The organism is Qipengyuania sp. SM2507, from assembly GCF_053714505.1.
This window is the reverse complement of record NZ_CM132307.1, coordinates 1,215,488-1,237,248: the sequence shown is the minus strand read 5'-3', so window position 1 is coordinate 1,237,248 and position 21,761 is coordinate 1,215,488. Positions and strand designations below refer to the sequence as shown.

Sequence of the window (21,761 nt, the reverse complement as noted above, 5' to 3'; positions counted from 1 at the left end):
AGTATTCAGCCGATAAGCGCAGCCACGCCGGGCAGGTCGCGACCTTCCATCCATTCGAGGAAGGCGCCGCCGGCGGTTGAAACATAGCTGAAATCCGCCGCGACGCCCGCATGGTTGAGTGCCGCCACGGTATCGCCCCCGCCCGCGACCGAAACCAGCGAGCCGTCCTGCGTCAGCGCCGCGGCGGTCTTGGCCAGCGCGACGGTTGCGGCATCGAAGGGTTCGGTTTCGAAAGCGCCCAGCGGCCCGTTCCACACCAGCGTGCGGCAGGTCTTGAGGACATCGGCGAGCGCCTCGACGGCCAGCGGACCGATATCGAGGATCATCTCGTCCTCGGCGACCTCGTGGACGTTGCAGGTGCGCAGGCTTGCCGGATTGGCGGCGAATTCCTTCGCGACCACGACGTCATAGGGCAGGTGGACGGTGCAACCGGCATGGTCGGCCTCGTCCATGATGCGGTTGGCGGTGGCGGTCAGATCGTGCTCGGCAAGGCTCTTGCCCACCGCCACACCGCGCGCCGCGAGGAAGGTGTTGGCCATGCCGCCGCCGATGATGAGATGCTGCACCTTGCCGACCAGATGGCTCAGCACGTCGAGCTTGCTCGAAACCTTGGCGCCGCCGACCACCGCCGCGACCGGGGTCTGCGGATTGCCCAGCGCGGCGTCCAATGCCTTCAGCTCGCGCTCCATCGAGCGACCGGCGTAGGCGGGCAGATAATGCGCCAGCCCCTCGGTCGAGGCATGCGCGCGGTGCGAGGCCGAGAAGGCGTCGTTGACGTAGATGTCGCCATGCGCCGCGATGCCGCGCGCGAATTCGGGAGCATTGGCTTCCTCGCCCGGCCAGAAGCGGACGTTCTCGAGCAGGCCGATGTCGCCGGCGCGCAGGATGCCGATCGACTGTTCGACCACCGGCCCCATGACCTCGGGGATGAACATGATTTCGCGCCCGAGCACTGCCTGGACATCGCCCTGCACGAAACTCACGCTCATGGTCGAATTGCGCGCGCCCTTGGGGCGCCCGTAATGCGCCAGCAGCAGCACCTTGGCGCCCTTGTCCGCCAGTTCGAGAATGGTGTCCTTCGAGGCTTCGACGCGGGTGACATCGGTGGCCGAACCGTCCTGCATCGGCAGGTTGAGATCGACGCGCACCAGCGCGACCTTGCCGGTCAGGTCGCCCAGATCGTCGAGTGTTTTGAAGGACGGCATTGGTGTTCCTTGAGCTGGCGAGACGAGGGGACCGGCATCTCGGCCCCCTCGCCCGGCGGATCAGATAAGCTTCGCCATCACCCCGGCGGTGTCGATCATGCGGTTGGAGAAGCCCCATTCATTGTCGTACCAGCTGACCACGCGCGCCAGCTTGCCGTCGGTGACCGAGGTTTCCAGGCTGTCGATGGTCGAGCTGGCCGGATAGTGGTTGAAATCGCTCGAGACCAGCGGCTGGTCGGTGTAATCGAGCACACCCTTCATCGGGCCTTCGGCGGCGGCCTTCAATGCGGCGTTGAGTTCCTCGACGCTGGTGTCGCGGGTCGGGGTGAAGACCAGATCGACGAGGCTGACATTTGGGGTCGGCACCCGCACCGAGCTGCCGTCGAGCTTGCCGTTGAGCTCGGGCAACACCAGCCCGACCGCGCGCGCCGCGCCGGTGGTGGTGGGGATCATGTTCTGCGCCCCGCCGCGCGCCCGGCGCATGTCCGAATGCATCTGGTCGAGCATCCGCTGGTCGTTGGTGTAGGAATGGATCGTGGTCATGAAACCGCGCTCGATCCCGACGGTCTCGTGCAGCACCTTGGCCATCGGCGCGAGGCAATTGGTGGTGCAGCTGGCGTTGGAGACGATCACGTCCTCGCTGGTGAGCACCTCGTGGTTCACGCCGTAGACGACCGTGGCCGAGACGTTCTTGGCCGGAGCCGAGATCAGCACCCGCTTGGCGCCCGCCTTGAGATGCGGCTCGGCGGCCTCGTGCGACTGGAAAAAGCCGGTGCATTCGAGGACGATGTCGATCCCTTGCGCGGCATGCGGCAGATTGCCCGGCTCGCGCTCGGAGGTGACCTGGATGGTCTTGCCGTTGACGATGATCGCCTTGTCGCCGGTCTCGACCGTCCCGGGGAAGCGGCCATGGGTGCTGTCGTACTGGAACAGCAGCGCATTGGCCTTGGTGTCGGCGAGATCGTTGATCGAGACCAGTTCGAGATCGTGATCGTCGCGCTCGAGAATGGCGCGCGCGACGAGCCGGCCGATGCGTCCGAAACCGTTGATGGCAACCTTGGTGGTCATGCAAATAACTCCTGATTAGGCTTTGAGTTTGCTCATGATTTGCGGAACGATGGCATCCGCTGTGAAACCGAATTTTTCGAACAGGTCTTCCGCCGGGGCGGAGGCGCCGAAACGGTCGAGGCCGATGTTGAGTCCGCCCTCGCCGGTATAGCGTTCCCAACCGAAGGTGGTCCCCGCCTCGATCGAGACGCGCAAGGACCCCGCCGGAATGGTCTCGGCACGATAGACTGCGGGCTGCTCGTCGAACAGCTGGGTGCAGACCATCGACACAACCGCGGCAGCGATGCCTTCCTGCTCAAGCCGCTCGGCGCATTCCACTGCCAGTTGGAGCTCCGAGCCAGTGGCAATCAGCGTGACCTGCGGTTTGCCCTCAGGGCTCTTCAGACGGTATCCGCCCCTGGCGCTGAGCAGGGTCGGCTCGGCGTCGATCCGCAGCTGCGGCAGGTTCTGGCGGCTGAGCGCGAGGACGGTGGGCCGGTCGCGCTGTTCGAGCGCGATTTGCCAGCATTCTGCGGTCTCGACCACATCCGCCGGGCGCATCACCAGCAGGTTGGGGATCATCCGCAGCGACTGGACATGCTCCACCGGCTGGTGAGTCGGTCCGTCCTCGCCCAACCCGATGCTGTCGTGGGTCATGACATAGACCACCCGCGCCTGCTGCAGCGCGGAGAGCCGGATCGCGGCGCGGCAATAGTCGGTGAACACCAGGAAGGTGCCGCCATAGGGGATCACCCCGCCGTGCAGCGCCATGCCGTTCATCGCCGCGGCCATGCCGAATTCGCGGATGCCGTAATAGATGTAGCGACCGCTGCGGTCCTCGGCGGTGAAGGCGGTCATCCCGCCGGTCTTGGTGTTGTTCGAGCCGGTCAGGTCGGCGCTGCCGCCGATCGTCTCGGGCAAGGCTTCGTTGATGGCGCCCAGAGCCATCTCGCTCGCCTTGCGGGTGGCGACCTTCTGCGGCTCGGCAATAAGCCCGTCGATGTGGGACTGAAGGTCGAAGCCCTCGGGCAGATCGCCCGCCATGCGGCGACCGAATTCGGAATGTTGGTCGGCAGCGGCAAGCCGCGAGAGCCATTCGGTATGCGCCTCTGCCCCGCGGGTCGCGGTCTCGCGCCAGTCGCTCCGCACCTGTTCGGGCAATTCGAACGGCTTGGATTCCCAGTCCAGTTCCTTGCGCGCGGCGGCGATTTCCTCGTCGCCGAGCGGCGCGCCATGGGTGGCGCTGGTGCCCTGCTTGCCTGGCGCGCCCTTGCCGATCACCGTCCGGCAGGCCAGCAGCGAAGGCCGCTCGTCCGCCAGGGCCTCGTCGATCGCGCGGCGGATATAGGCGAAGTCGTGCCCGTCGCATGCGACCACGTGCCAGTTGGTCGCCTCGTAGCGCGCCGCAATATCCTCGCTGGTCGAGAGATCGGTCGCGCCGTCGATGGTGATCCTATTGTCGTCCCACAGCACGATCATCCGGCCCAGTTTGAGATGGCCCGCCAGCCCGATGGCCTCGTGGTTCAAACCTTCCATCAGGCAGCCGTCGCCCGCCACCACCCAGGTGCGGTGATCGACCAGATCGTCGCCGAATTGGGCGTTGAGATGGCGTTCGGCGATCGCCATGCCCACCGCCATGCCCAACCCCTGACCCAGCGGGCCGGTGGTGCATTCGACACCCTCGAGCAGGAAATTCTCCGGATGGCCGGCGCAGGGGCTGCCGAGCTTACGGAAATTGCGGATGTCCTCCATCGTGGGCGCGGCATAGCCCGAGAGGTGTAGCAGGCTGTAGATCAGCATCGAACCGTGACCTGCGCTCAGCACGAAACGGTCGCGATCGGCCCAGTCGGGCGCGTCGGGATCGTGCTTGAGATATTCGCTCCACAGCACGGTGGCGACGTCGGCCATGCCCATCGGCATTCCGGGGTGCCCGGAATTGGCCGCCTGCACCGCATCCATCGAAAGGGCCCGGATGGCATTGGCCATCTGGACCAGGCGCGATGTCTCGAGGCTCATGCTGAAATTCTCCGGAAAGGGGCGATTCGACGCGCGCGAAGCCATCGCGAAGGCTTGCCGCAAGGTCAAGCCGGGTGGGCGGGTGGTGCCGTCTGGCCGCCCCCTCGGAGCACTTATCAACAGGGCGCACCAACCCTTTGCCCATACAGCCGAATTCGGGTATCTTTCGCGGATTATGCCGGATGATCGCATCGCTTCTGCCTACGACAGGATCGAGGCTGCCCTTGGGAGGATCGAGCGCAGCGCCCGCACGCCTGCGCCGCCTTCAGCACAATCCCCCGAAGCGGATACCGATCTGGCCGAACGCCACGCGGCACTGCGCGATACGGTGACCGCCAGCCTCGGCGAGCTGGATCAGCTGATCGAAAGGCTCGAGCGATGAGCGAGGTCGTTCTGACGGTGGGCGGGCGCAATTACACCCTGCGTTGCGAGGACGGGCAGGAAGCGCATATCCGCCAGCTCGCCGCCACGGTGGATGCCAAGCTGGGCGATGGCGCCAGTCAATTGCCCGCGATGGAAGCCAAGAACCTGCTGTTTGCAGCGCTGTTTCTCGCCGACGAGCTCGAAGATGCGCGGAAGGTTGGTGGGGCCGACAACGGCGCGCAAATCGCCGAGGGTCTCGAAGCGCTGGCGCTTCGGCTCGAAAAGACGGCAGAAGCCCTTGAGCAAGCGCGCCCGAACGCCTAAATAGCCAATTGGCGGGACTGCCCGGCACGAGCCACATGAACATCCCTGAGGCTATAAGTAAATACCTAGGGAGCTGTCCCTGTCCGGATCACGGGTTCGTCCTGCGGGTCCGGTGCACACGGCGCCCACCTGACGTCCACGCGTCAGAGGATTTCATGGCAAACGACCCATGGTGGTTCCGTCACCGATTATCCAACCCCCGGTCCGGCCGGGCGACAGGGGTGCCGCGTGGCAGGCAAGAGTGAACTCAGGACCCGATTGCGCGGTTTGCGCCGCGAACATGTGCAGGCCATCCCGGCCGCGATGCTCGGGCTGATCTTCCACCGCCCGCCCGCCCCGCTGCTCGGGCTCGTCCCTGCCGACGCTACGATCGGCCTCTATTCGGCGGGCACCTTCGAAGCTCCCGCCACCGCCTATGCGAAATTCTTTTTCGAGGCGGGGCACACGATCGCTCTCCCGCGCTTCGCGACACGCAATTCTCCGATGGAATTCGCCCGCCACGGCGATCCTTTCGAGGAGACGGATTGCGAGATCGGGCCCTTCGGCCTGTTCCAGCCCCTCCCCATCGCCGAAGTCGTCGCCCCCGACCTGCTGTTCGTGCCGCTGATCGGCTTCACCGACAAGGGCGCGCGGATCGGCCAGGGCGGCGGTCACTACGACCGCTGGCTGGCGGAGCATCCCGGCACCAAAGCGATCGGGCTGGCCTGGGATGTGCAGAAGCTCGACGAACTCCCGCAGGAGGCGCACGACATGCCGTTGACCGCAGTGGTCACCCCCACCCGCTTCTACGGTCCGTTCTGATGCGCGAGGAACCGACGCTCAGGATCCCCTTCGGCGTGCTGGCGCTGCTTGTCGCGCTGCTCGCTTACGGGATCGCGGTGGCGACTTTCGTGCCGCCGGTGATCGGCAGCTGGCACACAATCGCGCAGACGCTGGTCTATCTTGTCCTCGGGGTCGTCTGGCTGCTGCCGCTGCGGCGGTTCCTGATCTGGATGGAAACCGGCAGCTGGGGCTGAGAGGCGTCAAAGGGAACCGAGGCCAGCGCGCCGTGGTTCCCCAATCATGCCGGAACTGCCCGAAAACGAAGCCCAGCGCCTGACGCTCGAACGCACCTGCCTCAACCGCACGATCGTGGCGGCCGAGCTGGGCGACAACATCACCCATATCGACCTGCCCGGAGACAACGAGCTTGGGCGGCTGAAAGGTCGCCAGTTCACCGAGACCCGCCGCCACGGGAAGAACATCTTCCTCGGCAGCAAGACCGGGCCCTGGATCACTGTCCATCTCGGTATGAGCGGCTGGCTGATCCCCTTCGATGCGCCCGACCCCGAGCCCGACCACACCAAGTTCCGGATCGTCTTCGATGGCGACCGGCGGCTGGCCTTCCGCTGTCCGCGCAAGCTCGGTCATGTGAAGATCATCGAGGACCCCGACGACTACATTGCCACGCAAGAGCTGGGGCCCGATGCGCTGGCGATCGACCGGAGCGCTTTCCTGGGTTTCATCGGCGGATCGAAGGCGGCGATCAAATCAGCACTGATGGATCAGAAGCGGATCGCCGGGATCGGCAATCTGTGGTCGGACGAACTCCTGTTCCAGACAGGTCTCGATCCCGAATGCAAGGGCAGCGATCTCGACGGTGAAAAGCTCGACACACTGTTCGACACCATGCGCCTGACATTGTCGAAAGGTGTCGATGTCGAAGCCGACTATTCGCGCCTGCCCGACGAATGGTTGATTCCCAACCGCAAGGACATGCGTGCCTGCCCGCGCAGCCATTGCGGCGGCGAACTGACCCACCGCAAAGTGGGTGGCCGGACGGCCTATTATTGTCCGGTCCATCAAACGTAAAAAGGTAGGTTCCCAAGTGGCGCGAGTGACGGGACTTGAACCCGCGACCTCCGGCGTGACAGGCCGGCGCTCTAACCAACTGAGCTACACCCGCGCATCTAAGAAGCGACTGGGAGCGACCAGCGCCGCTTGGGAGCCGGGCCACTAAGGCAGGCCCCCAATCCTGTCAATGCCCGTCCGGAGGAAAAAACGGGGCTTTGCAAAAGCTTTGCAAGCGCCTGCTCCGGACCGGCCTGCGAAGCGACATGGTGAACGCCGATTAACCCTATCTTGAGGTCGTCGGCGCATAGCTGACAGCGAACACTACGGGGGGCAAATCCATGCGTTCGATCCTGCTTGTTGCGAGCATATTGTTTCTGGGCACAGCCGCTGCGGCAACCGGTTCGGCGCTGTCGATCCAGCGCTCGGTCTTCGTCGAAACCTTGCAGGGCGAAGGCGTCGCGCTCGAGCCTGCCAGCACGCTGTCGCGCGGCGACCGGGTGGTGCTGGTGATGCAATGGCAGGACCATAAGAGGGCGCAGCCGTTCACACTGGCGAGCCGGATTCCCGAGACTTTGTCCTACCAGCGCAGCGGCGACGACGCGGTCGAGGTTTCGGTCGATGGCGGACGCCGCTGGGGCCGCCTGAGGGACTTGCGCCGCGGCCAACGCGCCGCGCAGCCAGAGGAGGTCACCAATCTGCGCTGGCACGTGGGCGCCCGCGACACCAGCGGGATGCGCAGCTTCAGCGCGATCGTGCGCTGAAGCCACTCACACCCTGATCAGTCCACCAGGATGAGCGAGGGTGCCTCGAGCAGCCGCTTGAGCGCCTGGACGAAGCTCGCCGCGTCGTAGCCGTCGACCACGCGGTGGTCGCAGCTGATCGAGATGTTCATCAGCTTGCGCTTCTCGATCCGCTCGCCGCCCTGCCCGTCGCTGACATACATCGGCCGTTCGATGATGCGGTTGGGGCCGATGATCGCGACCTCGGGGCGGTTGATGACCGGCGTGGTCGCCACCCCGCCGAGCGGGCCGAGCGAGGTAACGGTGAGAGTTCCACCCTGCAATTCCTCGCTGGTCGCCTTGCCATCGCGCGCCGCCTCGGCGAGCCGGACGATCTCTTTCGCGAGCTGCCACAGATTGCGCGACTGCGCGTCGCGGATGACCGGCACCATCAGCCCGGCATCCGTCTGCGCCGCCATGCCGAGATGGACCGCCCCATGACGCGTCACGACCCCGCCCTCATCGTCGTAGCGGGCGTTGATCATCGGGAAGTCGGGAATGGTCTTGCAGATCGCAGCGATCAGCATTGGCAGCATCGTCAGCTTGGGCCGGTCTCCGCGGTTGGAATTGAGCTGTCCGCGCAGCACTTCCAGATCGGTGACATCGACTTCCTCGACATAGGAGAAATGCGGGATGTTGCGCTTGGAAGCGGCCATGTTCTCGGCGATGCGGCGGCGCATGCCGATGACCTTGCGCTGCTCGTCCTCGCGCGCGCGACCGGCAGGCGAATAGCCGCCGCTGTAGGACAGGAAGCTGTCGAGATCGCCGTGACGGACACGGCCATCCTCGGCGGGCTTCACATCGGCCAGATCGACGCCGAGTTCCTTGGCGCGCTTGCGCACCGCCGGTGAGGCGAGAACCTTTGCATTCGAGGTCGGCTCGGGCGCCGGAGTGGGTGCCGGAGTCGGCGCCGGCAGATCGGCCGGCTTGGGGTCGGCCGCATGTGCGTCGTCGGCATCGGAAGCGTCGGGGTTCTCGGTCTCGATCCGCTGCTCGACACCCTCGTCCTTTGGACCGGGCGCATCGCTGGAGGTCTCCGCGGGTGCCGGGCTCACGGACCCGCTCTCGTCGGCGACATCCTCGGGCACTTCGCCCTCGACCTCGATCACGACCAGCATGGCGCCAATCGAGACCATCTCGCCCTCCTCCCCGGCGATCTCGGTGATCGTGCCGGTGACGGGGCTTTCCAGCGGCACGGTGGCCTTGTCGGTCATCATGTCGACGAATTCCTCGTCTTCCTCGACACGGTCGCCGACCGCCTTGTGCCAGGCGACGATCTCCGCCTCGGCGATGCCTTCGCCGATATCGGGCATTGTGAAGGTGAATGTCGCCATGGTCGCTTACTCGCTCAAGATCTTGTCGATGGCCTCGCCAATGCGGACCGGGCCCGGGAAATAGGCCCATTCAAGACTGTGGGGATAGGGCGTGTCGAAGCCGGTCACACGGATAACCGGGGCTTCGAGATGGTAGAAACAGCGCTCGGTCACCAGCGCCGAAAGCTCGGCGCCGAAACCGGCGGTGCGGGTCGCCTCGTGGACGATCATGCAACGCCCGGTCTTCTCGACCGAAGCCTCGATCGCCTCGATGTCGAGCGGAACCAGCGAGCGCAGATCGAGGATTTCCGCATCGACGCCCTTCTGGCGGCACACTTCCTCGGCCACATGCACCATGGTGCCATAGGCGAGCACGGTCAGGGCCTCGCCCTCGGTAACCTTGCGCGCCTTGCCCAGAGGTATGGTGTAATGCCCCTCGGGGACGATGCTCGCGTCGTGCTTCTTCCACGGCTGCGCGGGCTTGTCGTAATAGCCGCTGAAGGGGCCGTTGTAGATCCGCTTGGGTTCGAAGAAGATCACCGGATCATTGTCCTCGATCGCGGCGATCAGCAGGCCCTTGGCGTCGTAGGGCGTAGAGGGGACGACGGTCTTGAGGCCCGAGACATGCGCGAAGATCGCCTCGGGGCTCTGGCTGTGCGTCTGCCCGCCGAAGATCCCGCCGCCGAACGGCGTTCGCACCGTGATCGGGGCAATATACTCCGCCGCCGAACGATAGCGCAGCCGCGCCGCCTCGGAGATTAGCTGATCGAGCCCGGGATAGATGTAATCGGCGAACTGAATTTCGGGCACCGGGCGCAGGCCATAGGCGCCCATCCCCACCGCCGCGGCGATGATGCCGCATTCGGAAATCGGCGTGTCGAACACGCGGGTCTTGCCGTATTTCTCCTGCAGCCCCGCGGTGCAGCGGAACACGCCGCCGAAATAGCCGACATCCTCGCCCATGATGACGATATCGGGGTCGCGGGCCATGGTAACGTCGAGCGCCTCGTTGATCGCCTCGATCATGTTGAGGCGGCGCTCGGTGGTGGTTTCCACCTCGCTCTCGGGTGCGGTTTGGGTTTCGGTCGCGCTCATTTGGGCAGACCCTCCGGAAACTTGATTTCGCGTTCCTTGACCGCCTGTTCGGCCTGTTCCCTGAGATGCCAGGGTAGCTCCTCGAACACGTCCTCGAACATGGTGCGGAAGGGATGATGCAGGCCGTGCCCCAGGATGCCGTTGGCCTCGGCTTCCTTGGTGGTGGCGCGGACCATCTCGGCAGCCTCGCGATCCATCGCTTCCTGGCGTTCCTCGTCCCACTCGCCCAGCGCGATGAGGTGTCGCTTCAATCGCATCACCGGATCGCCCAGCGGCCATTCCTCGCGTTCCTGCGCGCTGCGATAGCCCGAGGGATCGTCCGAGGTCGAATGGCCCTCGGCGCGATAGGTGAAGAATTCGATCAGCGTCGGCCCCGCGTTGGCGCGCGCGCGATTGGCGGCCCAGCGCTCGGCGGCGTAGCAGGCCAGCGCATCATTGCCGTCGACCCGCAAGGCCGCGATGCCATGCCCCAGCCCGCGCGCGGCAAAGGTCGTCCGCTCGCCACCGGCAAAGCCCGAGAAGCTCGAGATCGCCCACTGGTTGTTGACGACGTTGAGGATCACGGGCGCATTGTAGACCGCGGCAAAGGTGCAGGCGGCGTGGAAGTCGCCCTCGGCGGTGCTGCCCTCGCCCACCCAGGTCGCGGCGATCCGCGAATCACCCTTGATCGCGCTCGCCATCGCCCAGCCCACCGCCTGCGGGGTCTGGGTCGCGAGATTGCCGCTGATGGTGAAGAAGCTGTGCTCGCGGCTGGAATACATGATCGGCAGCTGGCGGCCCTTGAGCTTGTCGCCGCGGTTCGAATAGATCTGGTTGATCATCTCGATCATCGGATAACCGCGCGACAACAGGATGCCCTGCTGGCGATAGCTGGGGAAGACCATGTCGTCGCTCGCCAGCGCCATCGAGGCGGAGATGCTGGTCGCCTCCTCGCCGGTGCACTTCATGTAGAAGCTGGTCTTGCCCTGCCGCTGACCGCGGAACATCCGCTCGTCGAAGGCGCGGGTGACCGCCATGTTCTTGAGCATGGCCCGCAGCGTGTCGGCGTCGAGCTTGGGGTCCCAAGGCCCATGTGCGCGGTCGTCGTCGCCGAGCACGCGGATCAGGCCATAGGCGAGATCGCGCATGTCGGCCGGGTCGCAGGCCTCGTCGGGGCGCGGCTCGCGGCCGGCCTCTCCGGCATCGACATGGCTGAAGTCCACGGCATCGCCGGGACGGTAGTGGGGTTCAGGGACATGCAGCGAAAGCGAGGGCTTGTTCGAACCCTGGCCGGCTGCGCTGTCGGGCCTATCGGCCATGTGGCGCTCTCCCTTTGCGACGAACGCGGTTGCAAGCAATCTTGCGTGATTGCGTCATAATATTTCAACAATGCGGTTGGGTCAAGGCGACCGGTTCACACCGCTACGGGAGCCTTCAACGGCCCGTGCGGCGTGTAGTTGTGAACCGCGAAATCCTCAATGCGATAATCGAAGATCGTCGGCGGCTGCCGCAGCAGCTCGAGCCGCGGGCGGCCCTGGGGTTCTCGACCCAGCTGTTCGGCGATCAGGTCGGCGTGGTTGAGATAAAGATGCGTGTCCCCGCCCATCCACACCAGCTCCCCCGGCTCAAGCCCACACTGCTGCGCGAGCATCCGCTGGAGCAGCGCCGCCGACCACAGGTTGAACGGCATGCCCAACGCCACGTCGCAGCTGCGCTGATAAAGCACGCTGTTCAAGCGCCCGTGGGCCACGTGGTACTGATAGGTCTTGTGGCAAGGCGGCAGCGCCATCCGGTCGAGCTCGGCGACGTTCCAGCCCTCGAGAATGTGCCGCCGGCTGCCTGGATTGTCGCGGAGCGATTCGACCAGCAGCGCAACCTGGTTGATCCCCGGCCCTTTTTCATAGAGCCCGTCGGGGCGATAGCGATAGGTCGGCCAATCGACCCATTGCTTGCCATAGACTGGCCCCAGATCGCCCCAGCGCACGGCGAATTGCTCGTCATCGGCGATCCGCTGGACAAAGTCGTCGAGCGGGATCTGCTCGCCGCTTTCCTGGACATAGCGCGCGTGCGGCCAGTCGTTCCAGATCTTGACCCCCTGGAGCACCAGCGGCCGGATATTGGTCTCGCCGGTCAGGAACCACAGCAATTCGCGTGTCGCGGTCTTCCAGTAGACCCGCTTGGTCGTCACCAAGGGCATCGCGCCATCGGCCAGATCGTAGCGCAGCATGGCGCCCATCACCGAGCGCGTGCCGACCCCGGTGCGGTCGAGCCGTTCGCTGCCCTGCTCCCAGATGCGGCGCATGAGATCGAGATATTGCTGTTCGGGGTGCACGGCGTCGGGGTTCCTGCAGGCGAATGGCTGTGGACGCCTCCCTAGCGCGGATAAGCGGCAAATGCCCGCTTGCACCGCCAACCGTCCACACCTATAGGGCGCGCCTTGCCTCGACCCGCGAAGACGATTTTTTCGCGGGGCCGATCCGGTCGGGGAGTAGCTCAGCCTGGTAGAGCACTGTCTTCGGGAGGCAGGGGCCGGAGGTTCGAATCCTCTCTCCCCGACCATTTTTGCTGTAAGGCTCTGAAAAAGAAACCGCTCCCACTCATCAGGTGGAACGGGGTGACCCATAGCGTGTCACATACCGGTTCACCGACCCAGTTCGGGATCCTCCTGCAATGTCGAAAATTCCCCTCACCGTTCGGCGCGATGGAAGATACTATCGCTTGGGCTCTGCGTTCGTTGTCGCCAGTCGCCATGATGACCCGCGAACCCTGCGAATGCAGTTCCCTGATCGCCTACGCTGTTATGTCCTTGATCGGGTTGGCTAGTTGCATGGGCGGTATGGAACCCTTCTGCTGATGGGAGGATGCGCGCGAGCGTCTCCGCCGGCCGAACAGATAAGGCCTCCTTCGCTCGCCTGTTCGACCGCCGCCGCGCGGATCATGTTCGACTTCCAGACCGCACCCATTCAGCGTGCGCTGTCCTTGGTGAGCGCAGATTTGTGATCTTCATCATGCTTCGGAAGATGCGAAGGACCTGTTCGTGCAGGACTTCGTCGTAGCCTCGGCCAAGGTGATGAACCTCGATCGTTTCTGGCCCATCCCGAACGCCCCAGGACCATAAACTGATTTTGCATCAATGGCGGGTGTTTCGTGCACGCGATACTTTCGCTGCTCGGCGTAGCGTTGTGTTGAGTATGGCCGAGTCGAGAATTCTCGACCATAAAGGGGCACGATGAGCAAGATTCTGGTCAGCCGCTATCTCGCCTCGATTGTGAAGCGGGGCATTCTCGAGGTTACCTTCGCCGATGGCACCCAAAGCGTTTTCGGTGAACCGGCGATCGGCTTTCCCGATGTTGCCCTGACCTTCACCGACAAGTCCGTCCCGCGCGATATCCTGCTCGATCCGCGGCTGGGCGCCGCCGAAGCCTATATGGAAGGCCGGCTGACCTTGCAGCAGGGCGGGATCATGGAACTGGTGGAGTTGCTGCGCTCCAATGCGCCCTGGGATCGCGGGGGATCCATCGGTCAACCAAGTCTGCGCCGGCGCTTGGGCAACAGGATCGCTTTCGCCCGCGAGGCGATCAACGACACACTGAGATCGCAGCGCAACGTCTCGCATCACTACGACATCGGCAACGACCTGTACCGCCTGATGCTGGACAGCGAGCATATGCAGTACAGCTGCGGCTATTGGGACGACGGTGTCGAGACTCTGGCGCAGTCGCAGGAAGCGAAACTGGCGCATATTGCGGCCAAGCTCGACTTGCGCGAGGGCCAGACCGTGCTCGATATCGGCTGCGGCTGGGGCGGTATGGCGATCTATCTGGCGCGCAAGTTCGACATCAGGGTGACCGGGATCACGCTATCCCGCGAACAGCTCGCTCTGGCCGAGGAACGCGCCAGAGACGCGGGTGTCGCGGACCGGGTCTCGTTCGAGCTGGTCGATTACCGGGACTTGCCCGAGCGCGGCGATCGGTTCGATCGGATCGTTTCGGTGGGGATGTTCGAGCATGTCGGACGGCCGCAGTTCGAGACCTTTTTCGAAGCCTGCGCCAACCTGATTGCCGATGACGGCGTGATGCTGCTGCACACGATCGGGCGGATCGGTTCGCCCGGAACGACGGATGCCTTCACGCGCAAATACATTTTTCCCGGCGGCTATATTCCCGCCCTGTCCGAAACGATCGCTGCCAGCGAAAAATTCCGTCTCATCGCCAGCGATACCGAAATGCTGCGACTGCATTACGCGAAGACCCTGCGGGCTTGGTACGCCAACTGCCTGGCGCATCGCGACGAGATCGTCGCGATGTATGACGAACGCTTTTTCCGGATGTGGACGTTCTACCTGTCGGGTGCGACGTCGAGCTTCGAAAACGGCGGCATGTGCAATTACCAGATCCAGTACTGCCGGGACCGCCGCGTACTCCCGCTGACCCGGACTTATATGACGCAGGCCGAAGCGACGCTCACTCAGTCGGCGTGAACATTCAGGCGCTGTCCGAATCCTGCGCTTGGCTCAGGTGGCTTCAGTTCACTCCGAACATGCTGCGGAGGCCCAAACCAACGCCGTAGGCCAGGATCGCGGCGGCACTGCCAAGAAGCAATGTCTGCAGGGCAGCGCGGAGCGGTGCTGCGCCGAGGATCGCGCCTTTCCCGAGACCGAGCGCGAAGAAGGTCGCTGCGGCGAACCCGCTGCTGGTCGCGAACGTAAGATCGAAATCTCCGACGCCCAGGACGAAGGGGAGCAAGGGCACGAAGCCGCAGATGCCGAACGCCAGACAGGTAAAAAGCGCAGCCCGCAGGGGACGCGCGGAGACTTCGCTGAGCTTGAGTTCTTCCGCCATCATCGTGTCGAGCCAGACGCTGCGGTCATCGATAATGGTCTCGACGACCCGGTCCAGGGTCTCGGGGTCCAGCCCCTTGCGCGCGAAAATCTCGCGTATTTCCTGCTCCTCTCCTGTGGGATAATTCTCGATCTGCCAGTTCTCATCGGCACGGGCCTGCGCCACCTCCAGCTGTCGGCTTCGCGTCCCGAGAAAATTGCTGACACCCATGCTGAAGCCGTCGGCAACGAGATTGGCCAGCCCCAGGATGATCACGGTAGTCGCGGCGAGGCCCCCGCCGGCGCTGCCCGCGACGACCGCGAATGTCGTCACCACCCCATCCACGCCGCCGAGAATGAAATCGCCGAGCGGACTCTCGCCGCGCGGCGAATCGAGGCGGTCGCGGATTCGAACCTTGCGATGCTCCTCCCGAAGATCGCGGCGCCGGCTGAAGGCCATCGCTGTCAGTCCCTCACGACCATGACCGAGCAAGCGGCGTGCCGGACAACCCGGGACGCATTGGCACCGATCAGCCAGTCCTTCATTTCGGGGCGGTGCGACGCGAGGACGATCAAATCGGCATCGACGTCTTCGCCCAGTCCGAGAATGCCTTTTGCGATCGGGCCGGAACCCACCCGCCGCTCCAGTCGAACTTCGCCTCCCAGCTCATCGGCGAGCGAACCGAGGCGTGCGGCGGCGACATCCAGCAAACGGCGATAGCCAATCGCGGTCCATTGCGCTTCGCGGACAGCGACATTGTCCGGCACCACGGTGGCGAGCGTAATCCGCGCGTCGAACGCGCTCGCGAGCGCCAGGCCGACGGGGACGGATTTCTCCCAGGAACTGGGCTCGTCCAGATCGACCGGAACGAGAATGCTGGAATACATCGGACACCTCCCAATGGGGTCGCTACGAAACGAGTGTTAAGCGCGATTTCGACACTGCACAGCTTCTTCATCGTCTGCATGCAATAAATTCTCGAAGATACCTTGGCAGCAACACACGGGTCGGGGGGTGTCTAATACAATTTCATCGTAATTATCGGGAAGTTGCCGCGGGATGATCATTGCCCGTCAAAGCGCCATCAACCTGTCGTGAACTTGACAGTGCCATATGAGCGGAGGATGGTTTCGCACCTCGCCTCGAAATGTCAGGCTGACGACAGCTTGGTAGCACACGGCTTTTTGATCCGGCCCCCGCCCCAGGGCTGGCATGCCGTGAAGGACCTGCGAAATGCAACAGACCGCGCCGCGCTACCCGACCGCCCTGATCGCAATGCACTGGGCGATGCTCATTCTGCTGGCTGCGGTCTATGCCGCGATCGAGCTACGCGAATATTTCCCCAAAGGCAGCGACATCCGCGAGGGCTTCAAGGCCTGGCACTTCATGCTCGGCCTGACGGTGCTGGTGCTGGTCCTGGCGAGGGCCGTAATGCGCCTCCTCGCCACCACGCCGCCGATCATGCCAAAACCCTCTATTTGGCAGATGGTGGCGGCACGGGGCGTCCACCTCGCGCTCTACGGCCTGATGATCGCCATGCCGCTGGCGGGCTGGACCATCCTCAGCGCGAAGGGCGCGACGATCCCCTTTTGGGGACTCGAATTGCCGCCGCTGATATCGCCGGACAAGCCGCTGGCCGAATGGCTGCAGGAGATCCACGCTACTGCCGGGACGGTCGGCTACTGGCTGATCGGGCTGCACGCCGCCGCCGGATTGGTGCACCACTATTTCTGGAAGGACGATACGCTGCGACGTATGCTGCCCTGGAGGCAAAGTGTACAATGAGGCCGTCTCCATCCATGTCCAGGAACGACCTCTCATGCCGCGCAGCCTGACCCACCCGGAACGCCATGCTGTCTCGCGCATCGGCTGGCTGCGCGCTGCGGTCCTTGGTGCCAATGACGGGATCGTCTCGACCGCCAGCCTGGTGCTCGGGGTTGCCGCTGCCGGTGCCCCGCGCAGCGCGATCCTGCTGGCGGGTGTTGCCGGGCTGGTCGCCGGTGCGATGTCGATGGCGGCCGGCGAGTTCGTTTCGGTGAGCTCGCAGGCCGACACCGAACGCGCAGACTTGGCCCGCGAAACCATCGAGCTGGCCGAGCAGCCGGAGGCGGAGCGGGAGGAATTGATCGCGATCTACCGGGCCCGCGGCCTCGACCATGAAACCGCCGCCGCAGTCGCCGACCAATTGACCGCAAGCGACGCCCTGGGCGCGCATGCCCGCGACGAACTCGGGCTGACCGAAACCGCTTCGGCGAAACCCTTGCAAGCGGCACTGGCCTCGGCATCGACCTTCGCGGTCGGTGCGGCACTTCCGCTGGCGGTGACCGCGCTGGCACCGATGGACCTGCTCGTGGCGATCACAGTGGCCTCCTCGCTCGCATTGCTCGTCAGCCTGGGGGCCTTGGGTGCGGTCGCCGGAAAAGCGCCGATCGGTCGCTCGATCCTGCGCGTCACCTTCTGGGGCGCGCTCGCAATGGCGCTGACCGCAGCGATCGGAAGGATCGCCGGAACGGTTGTGTAGCCGCTCCGAATTGGCAGCGCAGGGGGCACAGAAAGGAATCCATTTCGAAGCTCGAAAGGCCATCTTCTCCTTCGCGACAAACCAGGCAAGTCACTGGCTTCGCGCGCCGGTTCCCAAAACGACACCGTAGACCACCTGGCCATAATAGCTGTCCTGGTCTGCAAAATTGCGTCGCGCATTATCCGCGTCGGCCAGTTTCGCCGTGAGCATCCACTCACCGGTTTCCTCTTCATAGACATAATCTTCGTCGCCCATGATATCTTGAAGCCTGGAGCAAAAGCCTTGGGATCTGCGGGGCAGATGCGGGGCGGCGCTGGCGTGAGCGCTTCGGTTTTGACGCTTCAGTCCTGAATGACTGCGTAGCCTTGCAATTGCAGGGTCGCGAGCGTCGTGATCGCCGAGATGTCAATCTGCACATCCGGGTGCACCTCGTCGTGCGCGAACCCGTTGGCAGCCATGGATTGCCCGCATAGCCGAACGCTCACCCCAGCCAGGGTCAGTTGCCGGATCAGTTCGACGTTCGGGTTGGTTTCTCCATCGAATCGCTCGGCAAAGGCCGCCGCCGTCAGTGCGGTCTTCGCGGCGGGTCCGTGCAATGTCACAACGATATCTCCAGGATGCACCGTGCCACCGTGGCGATCCAGAAGATTGACCATGCGCGCTACCCGTTCCAGCCCCTGGTGCACTTCGTCCGGTTTGCGCGCGGGCTGCGCCACATCGAACACCACCTTATAGCGCAGCTGCGGATCAAGTTTTTCGAACGGTTCGGGAATGTCGAAATAGGTTCCAAAACCGGGCACGAGCCGAGGCTGGGTCTGGGCCAACGTCGGGCTCGCCAACAATGCAACGAGAATGGCACCGCTTCTGAACATCTGCATCGATCGATCCTAATGTGGGGAAGGGAGTGAGACTGATCGCATGTTTCGCAGTTCGGTTGACTGGAAGGGTGAGACGGCGATCGATCCGGACTTTCCTTTTTGATGAATGGCTCAACTAGGATTGGTTTTGCGCTTCAACGGGCAAGTCTTGCAGCAGAGGGCGAAATTTCGCCCGAGAGACGCGTCCCTGGGGTGGCAAACGCTCGCCCCCCCCCCCCCCCACATCGGAAAGCCGACGCGTTTATCGTCCGCTCGTTGCGAGGGTCATGTCCATCAGGTCAGTCGGGCGAAATTTGCCACCCCGGAAGCAGGCGGCCGCGCCAAGGAACCTCGCTCGGCTACCAGGCCAACCAGTCCGCCCAGTGTAGCCGACAGTTCGGCGAGTTTCTCTTCGTCCAGCCGATAGAAGACGAGCTTGGCTTCCTTGCGGGTCTGGACCAGGCCGGCGTTGCGCAACACCGCAAGTTGCTGCGAAAGCGTCGGCTGTCCGATCCGCGCAACCGCATCGATCTCGCCGACATTGCGTTCTATCCCGGAGAGGGCTCGCAGGATGCGAAACCGGACCGGATGGGCGGCGGCTTTCAGCGCCTCGACGGTATCCTCCTCGCTCATGTCCGCGGTCGTCCCTTTACCTCGCGGAGGAACCAGTCCGACTGGTCCTTCGCGGCGAAGACATCGTCCAGTTTCGCAGTGGGCTGGCGCAACAAATTCTGCCCCGGCAGCCAATTTGCAGGGGCGAGCACGGGTCCTTCGTCGACCGCCTGAAGCGCATCGAGCGTCCGCAGCATTTCCGGTATTGATCGTCCGACGTTCGCGGGATAGCATGCCATCGCCCGGATCTTTCCCTCGGGATCGATGAAGAATGTCGTGCGGACCGCGGAACTGTCGTGATCCTCGGGCCCAACCATCCCATAGGCCCTAGCGATCACAAGGGTCGGATCTTCCAGGATCGGAAACCGGACTTCGACATCGAACCGGTCGCGGATCATGCGGAGCCATGCGAAATGGGAAAACAGGCTGTCGACCGAAAGGGCCATCAACCCGCAGCCCCGCCGCTCGAACTCATCGGCTTCGCGGGCGAGCGCAACGAACTCGGTCGTGCATACCGGGGTGAAGTCGGCCGGGTGGGAAAAAAGGACCAGCCAACGGCCGCGATATTCCGACAGCCGGACATCGCCGGTGGTGCTTCGGGCAGCGAAATCGGGAGCGGTATCCCCGATGCGCAAACCAGCGCAGGGCGCCGTCTTTTGGGCAAAACCGTTAATTGAATTCGAGTCCATGTCCACCCGCATATCACTTGACATCGGGATTGCAATACATATAATCATTTTATGTAATCGAATTAAGGACCGCGACATGCAGGAAGACCAACCGCTAGCCCAGGCTTCGGCCCAGATCGATCGGGCGCGCAACGAGAGATGCCTTCGCCCGTCGATTGCGGGCTTTTTCGACGAAGCGACCAATACGATTTCCTACGTCGCGCACGACCCCAAAACGAACGAAGCCGCCATAATCGATTCGGTTCTCGATTTCGAAGCGGCATCGGGGCGCACCTCGAATGGCTCGGCCGACCGGATTATCGAATATATCACTTCGAATAATCTGAAAGTGATGTGGCTGATCGAGACCCATGCACATGCCGATCATATTTCGGCAGCGCCCTACCTGCAGGAAAAGCTCGGCGGAAAGCTCGCCATCGGGCGCGGCATCATCCGCGTCCAGGAAGTGTTCGGAAAGCTGTTCAACGCCGGCACCGATTTCGAGCGCGACGGATCCCAGTTCGACAAGCTGTTCGATGATGGTGAGACGTTCCGCCTTGGCGAACTCGAAAGCATCGCCCTGCACGTCCCCGGCCATACTCCGGCCGACATGGCCTTCGTCATCGGCGATGCCGCTTTCGTCGGCGATACCATCTTCATGCCCGATTTCGGCACCGCCCGGGCCGATTTTCCGGGCGGGGACGCGCATCAACTGTTCCGCTCGATCCGTCGGCTGCTCTCGCTTCCGGACGAAACCCGCTTGTTTCTGTGTCACGATTACAAGGCCCCGGGGCGCGACGATTACGCGTGGGAAACGACGGTCGGGCAGCAGCGCGAAAGCAATGTTCACGTCAAGGACGGCGTGACCGAGGACGAGTTCGTCGAGATGCGAACCAGCCGCGACAAGACCCTCGCCATGCCCAATCTGATCATGCCCTCGGTGCAGGTGAACATCCGTGGAGGACGCTTGCCCGATCCTGAAGACAATGGCGTCAGCTACATCAAAATTCCGGTCAACGCGGTATGAGCCTGCCCGGATTTCCAGACGCCGCGCCACTCGCCGGTTTGGCGGGAGGCGTCCTGATAGGCCTCGCTGCAGCAATCATGTTGCTCGGTTCCGGCCGGATTGCCGGGGTCTCCGGCCTGGCCGCCAAGGCGGTCGGGTTGGGCGGAAGCGGAATATCCCGCATTGGTGCTTGGGCATTCGTGATCGGCCTGCCGCTGGGTGCGCTCCTTGTCACTATCATGACGGGAGGCCTTGAAGCGAGTTTTGCCGGGCCCGTTCCGCTTGTGATCGCCGGACTGCTGGTCGGCATCGGGACGCGGCTCGGCAGCGGTTGCACCAGCGGACACGGCGTTTGCGGCGTCAGTCGTCTATCGGCCCGCTCGCTGGTCGCGACGATCACCTTCATGGCAGCGGGGATAGCCACCGTCGCAGCCATGAATGCCATGGGCCTGGAGTTGCTGCGATGAACGAGCGCATGTTCTGGCCCCTCGTCTCCGGCACGATTTTCGGCGCCGGACTGGCACTGGGAGGGATGACCGACCCTGCCCGGGTGCGTGGCTTTCTCGATATATTCGGCAGCTGGGATCCCACCCTCGCCTTCGTTATGGGCGCCGCTGTGATCGTGATGGCGATAGCCTGGCGGTTCGTAGCACGAATGGATCAACCGCTCTTTGCCGAGAAGTTCTTCCTCCCCGATCGCTCCGACCTGACGCCGCGCCTGATCGGCGGCTCCGCCTTGTTCGGCATCGGCTGGGGAATTGCCGGGCTGTGCCCCGGACCCGGGATCGCCGCACTGGTGATCGAACCGAACGCCGCAGCAATTTTCGTAGTGGCAATGCTGGCGGGCATGGGCCTTGTCCAGTTGATCGAAAGGCAGAGTTGATGGTCGTCAAACATGTATCCAAAACCTTTGCGGTCGCGCCGCAAATAGCACCCGAGGAGATGCAGCATCTCTCCAATCAGGGATTCAGCTCGATAATCTGCAACCGGCCCGACCTGGAGGACCCCGATCAACCGAGTGCTGAGCTGATGCGCGATGCCGCGCAGGAAGCGGGCATCGAATTTCATTTCATTCCGGTGTCGGGCGGGGAATTTCCCGGCGATGCCGTATCCGTTTTTCGCAAGGTCCGCGAAGAAGCGGCCGGCAAGGTACTGGCCTACTGCCGCACCGGCACCCGCTCGATCACGCTGGACGCCCTGGCCAATCCCGAACACCTCTCGGTCGATGAACGCGTCGTCCGCGCGCGCGAGGCCGGGTACGATCTATCGGGCCTGCGCGATCGAATGAGCGAATAGACAGACAAATCGGAGAGATTGCCATGA

General features: G+C 63.8%; 26 protein-coding genes and 2 tRNA genes. 14 read left to right on the top strand and 14 right to left on the bottom strand.

Translation table 11 applies throughout. The annotated features are described in order from the left end of the window. Positions 1–5 precede the first annotated feature (5 nt). From ACWIKC_RS06025 to tkt, 3 genes are read right to left on the bottom strand one after another with little or no spacing between them, the layout of a single operon-like run. The gene (locus tag ACWIKC_RS06025; RefSeq protein ID WP_454599210.1) at positions 6–1,205 is read right to left on the bottom strand and encodes a phosphoglycerate kinase; all 1,200 of its coding nucleotides are present in this window, start codon (positions 1,203–1,205) and stop codon (positions 6–8) included. 60 nt (positions 1,206–1,265) lie between these two features. Beyond that, positions 1,266–2,273 carry a type I glyceraldehyde-3-phosphate dehydrogenase gene (gene gap / locus ACWIKC_RS06020; RefSeq protein WP_454599209.1) on the bottom strand — a complete coding sequence of 336 codons (1,008 nt, stop codon included), beginning with the start codon at positions 2,271–2,273 and terminating at the stop codon, positions 1,266–1,268. A 15-nt stretch (positions 2,274–2,288) separates the two neighbouring features. Further along, positions 2,289–4,268, bottom strand: coding sequence for a transketolase (gene tkt / locus ACWIKC_RS06015; RefSeq protein WP_454599208.1), 1,980 nt, complete (start codon positions 4,266–4,268; stop codon positions 2,289–2,291). On the opposite strand from tkt, the gene ACWIKC_RS06010 reads away from it, so the two are divergent. The 5 genes from ACWIKC_RS06010 (at position 4,267) to ACWIKC_RS05990 (ending at position 6,806) form a co-directional block, all read left to right on the top strand. Next, entirely contained in the window at positions 4,267–4,650 is a 384-nt protein-coding gene (locus tag ACWIKC_RS06010; RefSeq protein ID WP_454599207.1) for a hypothetical protein, read from the top strand. The two genes, tkt and ACWIKC_RS06010, sit on opposite strands and share 2 nt — an antisense overlap. Next, positions 4,647–4,955 carry a cell division protein ZapA gene (locus tag ACWIKC_RS06005; RefSeq protein ID WP_454599206.1) on the top strand — a complete coding sequence of 103 codons (309 nt, stop codon included), beginning with the start codon at positions 4,647–4,649 and terminating at the stop codon, positions 4,953–4,955. Before ACWIKC_RS06010 ends, ACWIKC_RS06005 begins: the two co-directional genes overlap by 4 nt. Before the next feature lie 282 nt (positions 4,956–5,237). Then, a complete protein-coding gene (locus tag ACWIKC_RS06000; protein ID WP_454599205.1) occupies positions 5,238–5,756 on the top strand; it encodes a 5-formyltetrahydrofolate cyclo-ligase in 519 nt (172 codons plus the stop codon). Then, complete coding sequence (locus ACWIKC_RS05995) at positions 5,756–5,971, top strand: DUF2842 domain-containing protein (protein ID WP_454599204.1); 216 nt, start codon at positions 5,756–5,758, stop codon at positions 5,969–5,971. Before ACWIKC_RS06000 ends, ACWIKC_RS05995 begins: the two co-directional genes overlap by 1 nt. Before the next feature lie 46 nt (positions 5,972–6,017). Next, positions 6,018–6,806 carry an Fpg/Nei family DNA glycosylase gene (locus ACWIKC_RS05990; protein WP_454599203.1) on the top strand — a complete coding sequence of 263 codons (789 nt, stop codon included), beginning with the start codon at positions 6,018–6,020 and terminating at the stop codon, positions 6,804–6,806. A gap of 17 nt (positions 6,807–6,823) precedes the next feature. Here the strand turns inward: ACWIKC_RS05990 and ACWIKC_RS05985 are convergent. After that, positions 6,824–6,900, bottom strand: a tRNA-Asp gene (locus tag ACWIKC_RS05985). Positions 6,901–7,126: 226 nt separating this feature from the next. On the opposite strand from ACWIKC_RS05985, the gene ACWIKC_RS05980 reads away from it, so the two are divergent. After that, complete coding sequence (locus ACWIKC_RS05980; protein ID WP_454599202.1) at positions 7,127–7,549, top strand: hypothetical protein; 423 nt, start codon at positions 7,127–7,129, stop codon at positions 7,547–7,549. 17 nt (positions 7,550–7,566) lie between these two features. Here ACWIKC_RS05980 and ACWIKC_RS05975 read toward each other — a convergent pair whose 3' ends face one another. From ACWIKC_RS05975 to thyA, 4 genes are all read right to left on the bottom strand, one after another. Then, entirely contained in the window at positions 7,567–8,901 is a 1,335-nt protein-coding gene (locus ACWIKC_RS05975) for a dihydrolipoamide acetyltransferase family protein (protein WP_454599201.1), read from the bottom strand. 6 nt (positions 8,902–8,907) lie between these two features. Further along, entirely contained in the window at positions 8,908–9,975 is a 1,068-nt protein-coding gene (locus ACWIKC_RS05970; protein ID WP_454599200.1) for an alpha-ketoacid dehydrogenase subunit beta, read from the bottom strand. Continuing rightward, positions 9,972–11,273, bottom strand: a complete 1,302-nt coding sequence (locus ACWIKC_RS05965) for a thiamine pyrophosphate-dependent enzyme (protein WP_454599199.1) — start codon at positions 11,271–11,273, stop codon at positions 9,972–9,974. The genes ACWIKC_RS05970 and ACWIKC_RS05965 overlap by 4 nt, the downstream gene beginning before the upstream one ends. Before the next feature lie 95 nt (positions 11,274–11,368). Further along, positions 11,369–12,286, bottom strand: a complete 918-nt coding sequence (gene thyA / locus ACWIKC_RS05960) for a thymidylate synthase (RefSeq protein WP_454599198.1) — start codon at positions 12,284–12,286, stop codon at positions 11,369–11,371. A gap of 150 nt (positions 12,287–12,436) precedes the next feature. Here thyA and ACWIKC_RS05955 point away from each other — a divergent pair. Both ACWIKC_RS05955 and ACWIKC_RS05950 read left to right on the top strand, forming a co-directional pair. Then, positions 12,437–12,513, top strand: a tRNA-Pro gene (locus ACWIKC_RS05955). A gap of 670 nt (positions 12,514–13,183) precedes the next feature. Then, positions 13,184–14,434 (top strand): class I SAM-dependent methyltransferase, encoded by a 1,251-nt coding sequence (locus tag ACWIKC_RS05950; protein ID WP_454599197.1) that lies wholly within the window; start codon positions 13,184–13,186, stop codon positions 14,432–14,434. Positions 14,435–14,477: 43 nt separating this feature from the next. Here ACWIKC_RS05950 and ACWIKC_RS05945 read toward each other — a convergent pair whose 3' ends face one another. Both ACWIKC_RS05945 and ACWIKC_RS05940 read right to left on the bottom strand, forming a co-directional pair. Further along, positions 14,478–15,233 (bottom strand): VIT1/CCC1 transporter family protein, encoded by a 756-nt coding sequence (locus ACWIKC_RS05945; RefSeq protein ID WP_454599196.1) that lies wholly within the window; start codon positions 15,231–15,233, stop codon positions 14,478–14,480. 5 nt (positions 15,234–15,238) lie between these two features. Continuing rightward, positions 15,239–15,661, bottom strand: a complete 423-nt coding sequence (locus ACWIKC_RS05940) for a universal stress protein (protein ID WP_454599195.1) — start codon at positions 15,659–15,661, stop codon at positions 15,239–15,241. A gap of 346 nt (positions 15,662–16,007) precedes the next feature. Between ACWIKC_RS05940 and ACWIKC_RS05935 the strand changes: the two genes are divergently transcribed. Together ACWIKC_RS05935 and ACWIKC_RS05930 are read left to right on the top strand one after the other, a co-directional pair. Beyond that, entirely contained in the window at positions 16,008–16,559 is a 552-nt protein-coding gene (locus tag ACWIKC_RS05935; RefSeq protein WP_454599194.1) for a cytochrome b, read from the top strand. Between the two features lie 34 nt (positions 16,560–16,593). Next, positions 16,594–17,295, top strand: a complete 702-nt coding sequence (locus ACWIKC_RS05930; protein ID WP_454599193.1) for a VIT1/CCC1 transporter family protein — start codon at positions 16,594–16,596, stop codon at positions 17,293–17,295. 90 nt (positions 17,296–17,385) lie between these two features. On the opposite strand, the gene ACWIKC_RS05925 is transcribed toward ACWIKC_RS05930, so the two are convergent. The 4 genes from ACWIKC_RS05925 to ACWIKC_RS05910 form a co-directional block, all read right to left on the bottom strand. Next, positions 17,386–17,550: a hypothetical protein gene (locus ACWIKC_RS05925; protein WP_454599192.1), complete on the bottom strand. Its 165-nt coding sequence runs from the start codon at positions 17,548–17,550 to the stop codon at positions 17,386–17,388. An 86-nt stretch (positions 17,551–17,636) separates the two neighbouring features. Next, on the bottom strand, positions 17,637–18,173 hold the full coding sequence (locus ACWIKC_RS05920; protein WP_454599191.1) for a DsrE family protein: 537 nt from the start codon (positions 18,171–18,173) through the stop codon (positions 17,637–17,639). 273 nt (positions 18,174–18,446) lie between these two features. Beyond that, a complete protein-coding gene (locus ACWIKC_RS05915; protein WP_454599190.1) occupies positions 18,447–18,785 on the bottom strand; it encodes an ArsR/SmtB family transcription factor in 339 nt (112 codons plus the stop codon). Next, on the bottom strand, positions 18,782–19,453 hold the full coding sequence (locus tag ACWIKC_RS05910) for a peroxiredoxin (RefSeq protein ID WP_454599189.1): 672 nt from the start codon (positions 19,451–19,453) through the stop codon (positions 18,782–18,784). The genes ACWIKC_RS05915 and ACWIKC_RS05910 overlap by 4 nt, the downstream gene beginning before the upstream one ends. 76 nt (positions 19,454–19,529) lie before the next feature. Between ACWIKC_RS05910 and ACWIKC_RS05905 the strand changes: the two genes are divergently transcribed. The 4 genes from ACWIKC_RS05905 to ACWIKC_RS05890 are packed head-to-tail and all read left to right on the top strand — an operon-like array spanning position 19,530 to position 21,734. Further along, the gene (locus tag ACWIKC_RS05905) at positions 19,530–20,459 is read left to right on the top strand and encodes an MBL fold metallo-hydrolase (RefSeq protein WP_454599450.1); all 930 of its coding nucleotides are present in this window, start codon (positions 19,530–19,532) and stop codon (positions 20,457–20,459) included. Beyond that, the gene (locus tag ACWIKC_RS05900) at positions 20,456–20,905 is read left to right on the top strand and encodes a YeeE/YedE family protein (protein WP_454599188.1); all 450 of its coding nucleotides are present in this window, start codon (positions 20,456–20,458) and stop codon (positions 20,903–20,905) included. Before ACWIKC_RS05905 ends, ACWIKC_RS05900 begins: the two co-directional genes overlap by 4 nt. 8 nt (positions 20,906–20,913) lie before the next feature. Then, positions 20,914–21,321, top strand: a complete 408-nt coding sequence (locus ACWIKC_RS05895; protein WP_454599187.1) for a DUF6691 family protein — start codon at positions 20,914–20,916, stop codon at positions 21,319–21,321. Next, entirely contained in the window at positions 21,321–21,734 is a 414-nt protein-coding gene (locus ACWIKC_RS05890) for a TIGR01244 family sulfur transferase (RefSeq protein WP_454599449.1), read from the top strand. The genes ACWIKC_RS05895 and ACWIKC_RS05890 overlap by 1 nt, the downstream gene beginning before the upstream one ends. The last annotated feature ends 27 nt before the right edge of the window (positions 21,735–21,761 follow it).